Source organism: Mycobacterium sp. 1165178.9, from assembly GCF_001673555.1.
Taxonomy (GTDB): domain Bacteria; phylum Actinomycetota; class Actinomycetes; order Mycobacteriales; family Mycobacteriaceae; genus Mycobacterium.
This window is the reverse complement of sequence record NZ_LZMB01000126.1, coordinates 1-12329: the sequence shown is the minus strand read 5'-3', so window position 1 is coordinate 12329 and position 12329 is coordinate 1. Positions and strand designations below refer to the sequence as shown.

General features: G+C 66.2%; 10 protein-coding genes. 5 read left to right on the top strand and 5 right to left on the bottom strand.

Annotated features, from left to right (window positions below; genetic code table 11):
• Window positions 1-277: 277 nt before the first annotated feature.
• From A5652_RS06055 to A5652_RS27430, 3 genes are all read right to left on the bottom strand, one after another.
• On the bottom strand, window positions 278-976 hold the full coding sequence (locus tag A5652_RS06055) for a methyltransferase domain-containing protein (protein ID WP_067347754.1): 699 nt from the start codon (window positions 974-976) through the stop codon (window positions 278-280).
• A 306-nt stretch (window positions 977-1282) separates the two neighbouring features.
• Window positions 1283-2077, bottom strand: coding sequence for a ubiquinone/menaquinone biosynthesis methyltransferase (locus tag A5652_RS06050; RefSeq protein ID WP_156745181.1), 795 nt, complete (start codon window positions 2075-2077; stop codon window positions 1283-1285).
• Window positions 2078-2336: 259 nt separating this feature from the next.
• Entirely contained in the window at window positions 2337-2555 is a 219-nt protein-coding gene (locus tag A5652_RS27430) for a hypothetical protein (RefSeq protein WP_156745180.1), read from the bottom strand.
• A 434-nt stretch (window positions 2556-2989) separates the two neighbouring features.
• Between A5652_RS27430 and A5652_RS06045 the strand changes: the two genes are divergently transcribed.
• Entirely contained in the window at window positions 2990-3316 is a 327-nt protein-coding gene (locus A5652_RS06045) for a hypothetical protein (RefSeq protein ID WP_067347747.1), read from the top strand.
• Window positions 3317-3322: 6 nt separating this feature from the next.
• On the opposite strand, the gene A5652_RS06040 is transcribed toward A5652_RS06045, so the two are convergent.
• Complete coding sequence (locus A5652_RS06040; RefSeq protein ID WP_067347743.1) at window positions 3323-3748, bottom strand: thiol-disulfide oxidoreductase DCC family protein; 426 nt, start codon at window positions 3746-3748, stop codon at window positions 3323-3325.
• A gap of 78 nt (window positions 3749-3826) precedes the next feature.
• On the opposite strand from A5652_RS06040, the gene A5652_RS27425 reads away from it, so the two are divergent.
• The 4 genes from A5652_RS27425 to A5652_RS06025 all read left to right on the top strand — a co-directional run bounded on the left by A5652_RS27425 (window position 3827) and on the right by A5652_RS06025 (window position 9501).
• Entirely contained in the window at window positions 3827-4000 is a 174-nt protein-coding gene (locus A5652_RS27425) for a hypothetical protein (RefSeq protein ID WP_156745179.1), read from the top strand.
• Window positions 4000-6609 carry an ABC transporter ATP-binding protein/permease gene (locus A5652_RS06035; RefSeq protein ID WP_067347739.1) on the top strand — a complete coding sequence of 870 codons (2610 nt, stop codon included), beginning with the start codon at window positions 4000-4002 and terminating at the stop codon, window positions 6607-6609. The genes A5652_RS27425 and A5652_RS06035 overlap by 1 nt, the downstream gene beginning before the upstream one ends.
• Window positions 6606-8339 (top strand): ABC transporter ATP-binding protein, encoded by a 1734-nt coding sequence (locus tag A5652_RS06030; RefSeq protein ID WP_067347735.1) that lies wholly within the window; start codon window positions 6606-6608, stop codon window positions 8337-8339. Before A5652_RS06035 ends, A5652_RS06030 begins: the two co-directional genes overlap by 4 nt.
• 82 nt (window positions 8340-8421) lie before the next feature.
• A complete protein-coding gene (locus tag A5652_RS06025) occupies window positions 8422-9501 on the top strand; it encodes a phosphotransferase family protein (RefSeq protein ID WP_067347758.1) in 1080 nt (359 codons plus the stop codon).
• Here the strand turns inward: A5652_RS06025 and A5652_RS06020 are convergent.
• Window positions 9487-12329, bottom strand: a 2843-nt coding sequence (locus A5652_RS06020) for a LuxR C-terminal-related transcriptional regulator (protein WP_067347730.1), incomplete at its 5' end; no start/stop codon positions are given. The genes A5652_RS06025 and A5652_RS06020 overlap by 15 nt on opposite strands.

The following is a 12329-nucleotide window of genomic DNA, read 5'->3' as shown; positions in this document are numbered from 1 at the left end:
GTCTTCATCGGCCACACCTTTCTACTGGTGAGATACCGCGGCGGGCTGATCCCCCCGGCTAGCTGATGCTAGCGCGGTCTTTAGACGCGTGTTTAATATTGCGGAAACTGCCAAAAAAAGCTTTGCTGGTGAAGTTCGGGCTAATGCACTCGCCGCCGCGCTAGCGGATGCACGCCGCGGGAACCGTGTCGGCTTTCGCGACGGGCGCCCTCGTTCTGACCGACATGGCTCGCAGCCGTACGGCACAGCGCGAAAGTTGGCACAGACGCTGTTACCTCTAACCGTCGATCTGGCCTACACACAGCCTGAACAGGTGCCAGGAGATCTCGGCTTGCACGCCGGCCTGGTCCAGGTACTTGCGCCAGTCGCTACGGCGGAAGCTCCGCGCGATGGAGATGACCCCGTCCTCGCGCAGAATGCGATGCCACCCCATCAGGCGCGCCAGAGCCGGAAAACTGTAATACGGCAACGCGTGGCGGTGCAGGTCGACGATATGCCAACCGCGCTCGGAGTTTTCGTCGAGCCAAATCAAGAACTTGACAACATACTCGTCGTCGAGGTGATGGGTGAAGTCTGAACTGACGATGAAATCAGGGCGCTCGGCAAGCGAGTACTGAAATACGTCCGCCGTCTGGTACTCGATGTCCATCCATCGAGGCGTCGCCTCACGCGCGATGGCCGTGCTGCGCGGGTTTACGTCGATTCCCGACAGCCGCACTTTCAGCTCGCGGTGATGCGCCCACGTAGCAATAGCGCGCAACAGATCGCCATGCCCGCAGGCGACGTCCAACACGCTGACCGTGCTGGCGGCCTGGCGTGCCGCCGTGGCACGCGCCAGCCAGCGAAGCGTCGGGTAGTGGGCGAAGGTCAAGCGATTGACGGCGGCAAGCTCCCCAAGGCATCGGTGATACGTGGCCAGGTCTGTGCTCTGGTCGTCCAATTGTTCCGGTTGCGTACTGCGCGCCGAGAGGCGCATCGGCTGCCCCTTTAGCTTGCCTCCGCTGTCGGAGCGAGCGTATGACGCTCAGACGTGGCGCGGGGCGAAAAGCCAACATGCAAGGCCCGAGGGCTCACGAGACCTCCCTAGAACCGCGTCCCGACGAGCGAGGGGCCGCGGCAGTCTTCCCGCACCGACCCAAAGTAATACTTCGCATTCCATAGGAAGCGCGCGACGGCGGAGCGAATTGTGCTGATGAACAACAACTTTGGAGGCGACAAAGCGCGGCACCCGTAGGCGTCGCCGACCGAGATGGCCAATCGGGGCTGCGGGCTGACGCCATTGCTAGTCCGCGGGACGCGAACCGAAGTGGACCGTTCCAAAGCCAGTGCTGAGCGAGACGTAGCGGACATTCTCGAAGCCCGCTTCCAGCATCGCCTTGCTCAGCTCGTCCCGCGACAGCCAGGTGCGGATGGAATCGGACGTGTAATGGTGGGCGTCGCGATGCCAGGAAAACACCCAGCCCGCCGCCGGCATCACGCGGAAGTACAGCAGGTCATGAACGACTCTGAGCGGCTTCGGATTCGGCCTACTGAAATCGAGCACCATCAAGCGTCCGCCCGGCCGCAGGACACGCCGGAACTCACGTAGCGCCCGTACGCGATCCACAATGTTGCGCAGCCCGAAGCCGATTGTGACTACGTCGAACCGTGCGTCCGGAAACCTCAGGTCCGTGGCGTCCCCTTCTTGGAAGTCGACGGCCCCGCTCCGCCGGCCTCGGGCGACATCAAGCATCGCCGCGCAGGAGTCGACGGCCACCACCTCGCCGTCCGCCCCGACCGCGGCCTCCTCTACAAACGCCAGATCGCCCGTCCCGGTGGCAACGTCCAGCACACGTTCGCCGGGGCGGAGGGCGCACAGCTCGATAGCCTGTCGCTTCCACACGCGATGAAGCCCCATCGTCCACACATCGGTCATCACGTTGTAGCGCGGCGCGAGCGTCGAAAACAGCTCCCTGACGTACCTGCTCTTGGCTTCGTCCGACAGGTTCCATCGCCTCGTAATCATCGGAGCCTCCGCACATCGAGACGTTGCCCCCGATTCGTCGATGGCAGCATAAGCGCTTGCCTGCTCATCCACGTCGGTAATTCCGGAATCACAGCGGCTGGTTGCGGCGCAACTCGGTTAGCTCCAATCCAAGTTGGGCATGGAGCACCCGGATCGTGCCTATTGCGCGGGAGCCAAACCGGCAATCCTACTTCGGGCATCAGCGTGAATTCGTCGATTCAGGCGGCCCGATCCAAAGCGCCAAGCATTGCAACTTTTTCACCGATTGAAAAGTGTTGCACACGCGTCCAATGACCGATATAACATCAAGTAGCCGTCGGCACTTCGATGCCTACGGCGATTCAAACAGAAGAAAGGCGTGACCCATGAGGATGACGAGCACCACGAAGATGCTGAGGGTTTTCGCGCTGGCCGCCGTGCTGACCGGTGTGATGCTGGGATCGTCGGGCTGCATAACGATCGACCTTGGCGCACCAGGGGTAGTCAGAGCGGAATAGCCGCTGGCGGTGCTGCCGGTTAAACGCTCGTTCCCAGCGTCGGCATCGGCCACTGACTCCTGCTCTTAATGGCTGCCGTGCAATCTCTTACACAAGCGGAGCCAAGCCAAACAAGGCATTCCAATGCGTCGATCGTTCCTGTCGAGATAGTCGCTGGCGATGGACGCAGCTGAATGGAGTCGCGGTGCACTCTATTCATGACGTTCCCATTCGATGGCATGCCCCGTGCGCGGCGAAGAAATGTCGCTAATGGCGAATGGTGTCGATGTCGCGCTTCTTCGCGTCGGCAGCCATTGAGAATGGCGTCAAAACGCGGCCAGAAATAGCTCGCTGAGTGCGGTAGGAGACCAGCACTCAAAGAGAGCGTCGCTGCCTCCGCGGGAGCGCACGGGTCGTCCCGGCACGCCCGGGACGAAATCTCGACAGGCGTAAGCGTCAAACCCTTCCCGGCGGGTATCTGGAACTCACGGGACGCAAGGGAGACGTCATGCCCACAGAAGACGAACCATCACCACAGATCAAAGCGTTCACGGCAGAAGATGTCGAGCTCGCCGAACATGACGCCGCCGCGGCACGCGAACGCGCCGCTCGCGCGGGACTATCGGCGGCGCATAGCCTCGAGGAATCCGCGGCTCGGCACGAGCGGTTCGCGAAAATCCAAGATCAAACCGTCCAACAAGGCGTCTCGCACACGGAAGAGCACCGGGATTCTGCGCTGAAGCACCGCCAAGCGGCGGCAGACGACCGCAGGCTGGCCGAGCTCAAGCGGAAGGAATCCGAGACGGACCTCGCTTCGGCGCCGGTCACCGACTGACGCCGGTCAGTCCGCGACGAAGCGGGCGCGGACCTCCGGGGCCGGCAGCGGACAACTGTCGTACTTGCCGCCTACGCGATAGCGGATCGCGGCGAACCTGTCGTATAGCCCGTCGCGCAGCGGAGCCGGAATCAGGCGTGCGACCGCGCACAGCCGCCACGCTCCGCCGAGATACCTCGCCACGCGCAGCACTGCCTCGGATCGGACAGCCACCCGTTCCGAGGGTCCGCCGGGGTCATCCACGAACACCACCGAGTCGACGCTGCCGATCTCCGGGTGCCGAGCGATGATCGCTTTGGCGAAGACACTCTCCAGCGCCGCGAAGCGCAGGGGGCCGGCGGGATCGAACCGAAGGATCGTGCGCACCGACCGGTTGCACACCCCGCAGACCCCGTCGTACAGCAACACGGGCGCCGCCAAATCACCGCTCATGCCTCCCAGGTTACTGAAGCGGGCCCAGGTTGACCTATGGTAAGGCAACCCTTAGTTTGTGGGGTAACGTACCAAGTCGTGACCGGCTGGCCGGTCATCGCGCTGCCCACGCGGGTCGTGGCAGGTGTGGAATTCGGGGTGTGCGCGGCCCACAAGGCCGCATCGATCCGGGGCCTCGCGGTGGTGAACCCGCCGGGTCGTCAGGTCGGCGAGGCCGTCGCGGCGTGGAGCGCCGCGAGAAAGGACCGCTAATGGCACGCGGATTCTCCGGTGTGATGCTGCGCAGCTTCGGCGCGCGCGACCACACCGCGACGGTGATCGAAACCGTCCGAATCGCCCCGCATTTCGTGCGGGTGCGCATGACGTCGCCGACCCTGTTTGACGACGTCGACGCGGAACCGGCTGCGTGGCTGCGGTTCTGGTTCCCGGACCCGGACGGATCGAAAACGGAATTCCAGCGCGCGTACACGATCTCGGAGGCCGACGTTCCCGCCGGTCGCTTCGCGGTCGACATCGTGCTGCACGATCCCGCCGGCCCGGCGTCGTTGTGGGCGCGCACCGTGCAGCCCGGGGCCACCATCGCGGTCATGGCCCTGATGGGCTCGTCGCGGTTCGACGTGCCCGACGAGCAGCCGGCCGGTTACCTGCTGATCGGTGACTCGGCATCCATCCCGGGGATGAACGGGATCATCGGAGTCGTCCCCGACGACGTCCCGATCGAGATGTACCTCGAACAGCACGACGCCAACGACACGCTGATCCCGGTCGCGCAGCATCCGCGGCTGCGGGTGCACTGGGTTGCCCGCCGTGACGAGAAGTCGCTCGCCGCCGCGATAGAGAGCCGGGATTGGTCCGATTGGTATGCATGGGCGACGCCGGAAGCCACGACGCTCAAGCAGGTTCGAGCGCGGCTGCGCGACGAATTCGGCTTTCCGAAGTCAGAGGTTCACGCACAGGCCTACTGGAGCGCCGGGCGCGCCATGGGCACCCGGCGCGGTGACGAGCCGGAGGCACCCGGTCATGTCACGCCCAGCGCGGAAGACATTGCGGCGCAGCTGGAATCGGCTGAGCAGGTGTCCAACGCGACACCTGCCGTGGCGGCCCGCGGGAATTGGCGAGCCCAGGGCGCCGGCCGACTGCTCGCGCCACTGAGGTCGGCGCTGATCGCCTCGGGCGTGCTTCAGGCGGTGATCACGCTGGTGCAACTTGCGCCGTTTGTGTTACTGGTCGAGTTGGCCCGGCTCCTGGTTTCCGATGCGCCCGCGTCCCGTCTGACCGACATCGGCATCGCCGCGGTGTCGCTACTGGGTTTGGGGGCGTTGCTCGGTGCCGCCCTGACCCTGTGGCTCCATGTCATCGATGCGCGGTTCGCCCGAGATTTGCGATCGCAACTGTTGCACAAGCTGTCTCGGCTACCCCTGGGCTGGTTCACCGCGCGCGGGTCGGGATCCATCAAGCAACTGCTGCAGGACGACACACTGTCCTTGCACTACCTGGTGACTCACGCCATCCCGGACGCGGTCGCCGCGGCGGTCGCGCCGGTGGCCGTGCTGGTCTACCTGTTCGCTGTCGACTGGCGGATGGCGCTGGTGTTGTTTGTGCCCGTCCTCGTATACCTGGTGCTGACGTCATCGCTCACGATCCAGTCGGGGCCGCGGATCCCGCAGTCGCAGCGCTGGGCCGAGACGATGAACGGCGAGGCCGGTGCATACCTGGAAGGCCAGCCGGTGATGCGCGTCTTCGGTGGTGCGGCCGCGTCCAGTTTCCGGCGCCGGCTGGACGAGTACGTCGGCTTCCTGGTCGCCTGGCAACGCCCGCTGGCCGGCAAGAAGACCTTCATGGATCTGGTCACCCGTCCCTCCACTTTCCTCTGGCTTATCGTGGTCACGGGCACGTTGCTGGTGGTCACGGGGCGGATGAATCCTGTGGATCTACTGCCGTTTTTGTTGCTGGGCACTACATTCGGGGCGCGGCTGCTCGGCATCGCCTACGGACTCGGCGGCATCCGCGCCGGCATGTTGGCCGCCCGGCGCCTGCAGATCGCGCTCGACGAGGCGGACCTCACCGTGCGAGACCGTGACGACGCCGACCAGGATTCGGCGGCCACGGTGGTGTTCGAGAACGTCGGGTTCGGCTACCGCCCCGACGTTCCCGTTATCCACGATGTCTCGCTGACCTTGCGGCCCAGCACGGTCACCGCGCTGGTCGGCCCCTCCGGGTCGGGCAAGTCGACGCTGGCCGCCTTGCTGGCCCGGTTCCACGATGTCGGGCAGGGCTCGATACGTGTTGGGGGACAGGATATTCGGTCGATGACCGCCGACCAGCTCTATGCCCAGGTCGGATTCGTGCTGCAGGAAACACAATTGGTGCACGGCACCGTGGCGGAAAATATCGCGCTGGCCGTCCCCGATGCCACCGCGGCACAAGTCCAGCAAGCGGCGCGCGAGGCCCAGATCCACGACCGCATCATGCGACTGCCGGACGGCTACGACACCGTGCTGGGCGCCGGAAGCGGGCTCTCTGGCGGCGAACGCCAACGGCTCACCGTCGCCCGCGCGATCCTGGCCGACACCCCGGTGCTGATCCTTGACGAGGCAACTGCCTTCGCCGACCCGGAATCGGAATACCTTGTGCAGCAAGCACTCAACCGGTTGACGAAGGACCGCACCGTGCTGGTGATCGCCCATCGACTGCATACCATCACCCGAGCCCACCAGATTGTCGTGCTCGACCACGGCCGCATCGTCGAACGTGGCACGCACGACGAGTTGCTGACCGCCGACGGCCGATACCGACGGTTATGGGAGGGCGGCAGGCGCGACCAGCTGACCGCCGGCACGACGGGCGAGGGGGCACGATGATTCGCACGTGGTTGAGTCTGGTCCCGCCTGATCGCCGCAACCGGGTCATCACCTATACGGTGCTGGCATTGATGTCCGTGGTGGTGCGCGCGATGGCCACCGTGCTGCTGGTCCCCTTAGTCGGGGCGCTGTTCAGCGACGACCCGCGGCGCGCGCTGGTGTGGCTGGGCTGGCTTACTTCGGCCACCGTGACCGGCTGGGCGATCGACACGGCAACCGCCCGTATCGGTTTCAACCTTGGCTTCGCCGTGCTGGATCACAGCCAGCACGACGTGGCGGATCGGCTGCCCGGTGTGCGGCTGGATTGGTTCACCGCCCAGCACACCGCGACGGCACGGCAGGCGATCGCGGCCACCGGTCCGGAACTCGTCGGTCTGGTCGTCAACCTGCTCACGCCGCTGATCTCCGCCATCCTGCTGCCCGCGGCCATCGCGGTGTTGTTGCCGGTCTCCTGGCAGCTGGGGGTCGCCGCGCTGGGCGGCCTGCCGCTGCTGTTGGGCGCGCTGTGGGCATCGGCCCGCCTGGCGCGGCGCGCGGATGCCGCGGCCGCAGACGCCAACAGCGCGCTCACCGAACGGATCATCGAGTTCGCCCGAACCCAGCAGGCGCTGCGGGCGGCGCGACGCGTCGAGCCCGCCAGGAGCCTCGTCGGCGACGCACTGGCGGCACAACACGGCGCCACCATGCGCTTGCTCTCGATGCAGGTTCCCGGGCAGCTGCTGTTCAGCCTCGCCAGCCAGCTGGCGCTGATCCTGCTGGCCGGGGCGACCACAGCGCTGACCGTGAATGGAACGCTCACGGTGGCCGAGGCCATCGCGCTGATCGTCGTCATCGTGCGCTACCTCGAACCGTTCACCACCATCAGCGAACTGGCGCCGGCGCTGGAAAGCACCCGCGCCACGCTCGACAACATCCGCTCGGTGCTCGCCGCACCGCTGGTGAAGGTCGGCGCTGCTTCGCTGGCCGGCGCCACGGCACCCCGCGTCGAATTCGACGACGTCGTATTCCGTTACGACGGCGCCGGTGCGCCGGTGCTCGACGGGGTGAGCTTCACCCTGGAGCCGGGCAGCACCACGGCGATCGTCGGACCGTCCGGCTCGGGCAAGAGCACCATCCTGGCGCTGATCGCCGGGCTGCACGAGCCCACCGGCGGCCGGGTGCTTATCGACGGAGTAGACGTGGCGACGCTGGACGGCGAAGCGCGGCGGGCGGCCAGCAGCGTGGTGTTCCAGCATCCCTACCTGTTCCACGGGTCGATCCGCGACAATGTGTTCGCCGGAGATCCCGGCGCCGGCGACGAGCAGTTCGCGCGGGCCGTGGCGCTCGCCCGCGTCGACGAACTCGTCGGGAGGCTTCCCGACGGTGCCGACACCGTCGTCGGAGAGGCCGGCTCGGCACTGTCCGGTGGTGAGCGACAACGGGTCAGCATCGCCCGCGCTCTGCTCAAGCCCGCACCGATACTGCTGGTAGACGAGGCCACCAGCGCGCTGGACACCGAGAACGAGGCCGCGGTGGTCGACGCGCTGACCGCCGACCCACAATCGCGCACCCAGGTGATCGTCGCGCATCGGCTGGCCAGCATCAGTCACGCCGACCGCGTCCTGTTCGTCGACAACGGCCGAGTGGTCGAAGATGGAACGGTTGACGAATTACTCGCTGCGGGTGGTCGTTTCGACGAATTCTGGCGCCAGCAGCACGAAGCTGCCGAATGGCGCATTCTGGCCGACTAGCGCACCGCGGTTGACCGCAACACTTGCGGTATGCCTTACAGTTTGTCAGTCGGACCCGAGCTGTACAGGAGGCGTGTTGCTGATGAGTGCTGTGCTGTCGATACCGCGTTACCCGGGCGATGTGACCCCGCAGTGGTTGTCGGCCGCGCTTAGCGGCGGCGGCACGCCAGTCGAGGTCGAAGACGTGGAGGTGTCCGCGATCGGTACGGGACAAACCGGGGCGACCTACCGGGTTACCGCTCGCTATGCGACGGATCCCGGCGACTTGCCGCAGACCTTTGTGATCAAACTGCCGGCCCAGGACGATACGGTGCGCGACCGCGTGGTGATCGGCTATCGCAGCGAATGCGCGTTCTACTCCTGGGTGGCGGATCGGGTCCAAGTGCCGACGCCACGGTGCTTCTATTCCGAGATCACCGATGATGCAATGGACTTCGCCCTGTTGCTCGCCGACCAGGCGCCGGCGGTGCAGGGCGATCAGCTCATCGGCTGCGGCGAAACCGAAGCGCGCCTTGCGGTTACGGCGCTGGCGGGGCTGCACGCACCCACCTGGTGTGACCCCGTCTGGCTTGATTTTCCTGGCATCGCGTTCGGTCGGCCGGATGAGGCCGGCGCGAACGGTATGGGCGAGGTGGCCACGATGAGCGCCGACATCACCCTGGAGAAGCTGGGCGATCGGATGAGCCCGGAAGACCGGGACACCTTCAGCGCGGCAATGGGTTCGATCGCACCGTGGCTGCTATCCGAATACGACCGGTTTGCCTTGCTGCACGGCGACTACCGGCTGGACAACCTGCTGTTCGATCCCGAACGAACCAGGGTCAGCGTGGTCGACTGGCAGACGCTCGGTGTGGGCTTGCCGGCCCGAGATCTCGCCTACTTCACCGCGACCAGTCTCAATTCGCAACTGCGCGCCGGCATCGAGGAAGAGCTCGTCGCCGACTATCACCGCGCGCTGACGGCCGGTGGGGTCAGCGACTACGACAGCGAAACATGTTGGCGCGATTACCGGCTCGGGGTGCTGCAGGCGCCACTGATCTCCGCGCTGGGTTTCGCGTTCGCCGCGGCCACCGCGCGGGGCGACGACATGGTGCTGACCATGCTCAGCCGCGGCTGCCAGGCGATCCGCGAGCTGGGGACATTGGACCTAATCGGCCACTGATCGGCGAGACGCTTCTTGCGCCAACTGCATCCGCGACGTGAGCCCGAGTTTGCCGTACACGTGGGTGAGATGGGTCTGCACGGTCCGAGGCGAGATGAACAGCCGATCGCCGATCTCCTTATTGGCCAGTCCTTCGCTGACGAGGCGGACGACGTCGCACTCGGCCGGGGTCAATGAGTCCCAACCGCTGGGCGGACGCTTGCGTTCACCTCGCCCGCGGCGGGCGTACGTGATCGCCTCGTCCATGGACAGGGCCGCGCCAGCGGCCCAGGCATCATCGAACTCCTTCTCGCTCAACGCTCGACGTGCCGCATCCACCGATGCCGCATAGTCCGCGTCGTATACCCGAAAGCGGACGATACCGGTTCGCTCACGCACCGCGTGCGCCGCGCCGAAAAGCCTTGCCGCGTCCAGGTGGCTACCGGCCAGGTGACTCAGACGGGCGAGGCACTCCAGCAGGTCGGGCACCAAGGAGTGGATTCCCGTGTCTACGGCGCGCGTCAAGGCGTCGTGGGCGTCGCGCTCGGCCTGCCCCGGTTCGTTTTCCGCCAACGCCACGCGCGCACGCGTGGTAAGCGCCTCCACCGTAAACCACCCCACCGCACTGGCAACGTCTTCCTCGGCAAAGCGGCGTGCCGACGCCAAATCACCACGGGCGAGCGCGACCTGCGCCGAGGGCTTGGTAGTCGTGGCCGCAAGCGGCCGGTCACCGAATCGTTCGCGGGCCGCTTCGCTGGCATCGACGGCTCCGCCGACGTCGCCGCCGGCGAGGGCGGCAAAGGCCAGCGCCGCATACACCACACCTTCCTGGTACCGGCCGATCTCGGCGGCACCCTCGAGCGCCTCGAGCGCCACGGCGCGGCCTTCGGCCGCCTTTCCGCCATGGGCGAGCGTAAGACATAGGTACGACCGTGCGTTCACCTGCCAGATCAGGGCGTGCGCCGCGTCCGCTTCGATCATCAGCTGCCGGTACTGCGCCTCGGTCTCGGCGATGTCCCCTCGCACCCATGGCACTATGGAAAGACAGAACCGGCACCCGCGCGAATAGCCCCGGTCGCCGACCTCGTCGGCGACGTCGCGGCCCTCCGTCGCTGCGGCGACCGCGGCGTCCAGATCGCCCGCACCGACGATGGCGGTGAGCGCTTGGCTGTATAGGATCTGGCTCAGTCGCCACCGGTCGCCCATGGCTCGGGCCAAAGTCTCCGCCTCCGACAGATACGGTCGGGCCAACTCGGAGTTCCAGGCGGCGAGCCGGCCGCAGGCGGTGAGGGTGCGCGCCAGCAGTGCCGGGTCATCCAGCTCGCGAGCTATTGTCAGCGAGCGCTGGGCTCGCGCAAGGCTTTCCGCGTCCCGCATGTTGTCCAGAAATGCTTTGTCGGCCAAAGCCCGCGCCATCGCCCGGGGTGTCACATCGGCGCCCCCGATGTCCGCGTCGGCCAGGCCGAGGTCGAGCCAGTCAGATCCCTCCTTGGGAAGGCCTCGCGTCAACCACAGCGGCAGCAGGGAGGTGGCGAGCTGCAATGCGCTGTCGGCGTCGAGGTTCTCCCGGCTCCATGCGAAGGCCGCACGTAAGTTGTCGATGTCGGCTTCAGCTCGGTCGAGCAGGAGCTCCAGGCTGACCTCACCCGGGGCGTCGAGTGCCGCTGCCATCGCGGTGTAGTGGTCGCGGTGCCGGTTGCGCACAGCGATGGCCTCAACGGATTCGCTCAGTCTTTCCTGCGCATACTGGCGGATCGTTTCCAGCAGTCGGTATCGCGTTGCGCCACCGACGGTTTCGGCGATTACCAGCGACTTGTCAATCAGCAACGCCAGCACATCGAGCACCTGGTGCGGCGCCAGATCCTCGTCGCATACCACTTCCCGGCACGCGTCGAGGTCGAAGCCGCCCATGAAAACCCCGAACCTACGGAACAAGATCCGCTCCGGTTCGGTCAACAGCGCGTAGGACCAGTCCACCGAGGCTTGCAACGTCTGCTGGCGCCGCACGGCCGTCCGCGACCCGCCGGTCAACAACCGGAATCGGTCTTGCAACCCGGCGAGTATTTCGGCGGGGGACAACGCGCGCACCCGCGCGGCCGCCAGCTCTATCGCGAGGGGCATGCCGTCGAGGCGACGACAGATCTCGTTGACAGCGGCGGCGTTGTCGTCGTTGACACAGAAATCGGGACACGCGTGGCGGGCGCGGTCTTCGAAGAGTCGCCCGGCGTCGCCCTCGAAGGACAGCGACGGCACCCGCCATATCACCTCGCCGCTCACGCCGATCGGCTCACGACTCGTCGCCAAGGCCTTCAGTCGCGGGCATGCTGCCAGCAACGCCGTGGCGAGTCCGGCGCTGGCGTCCAGCAGGTGCTCGCAGTTGTCGAGCACCATCAGCATGTGCCGGTCGCCGATGACCTGCAGCAGGCTTTTCTCTGGGGACCGCCCCGGCTGGTCCGGCAAACCCAACGTCCGGGCCGCGGTGACCGGCACGAGGTCAGGGTCGGTGATCGGAGCCAGGTCGACATAGCAAATCCCGTCGGCGTAGTCGCTCGCGACTGAGGCCGCTACCTGCACCGCCAACCGGGTTTTGCCCACGCCGCCGGCGCCCGTCAACGTCACCAACCTGCTTTGCGCGAGAATGCTTCGCACGTCGTCCATCTCGGTGGCGCGGCCCACGAAGCTGGTCAGCTGAGCGGGAAGATGTTGAGTCCCAGACATTCCGGGCGCTTCACGCTTCCGAAGCGGTGGAAATTCGTTGCAGAGGTCGGGATGGCACAGCTGCACAACCCGCTCGGGACGGGGCAGATCGCGGAGCGCGTGGGTGCCCAGGTCGGTCAACCACGCGTCGT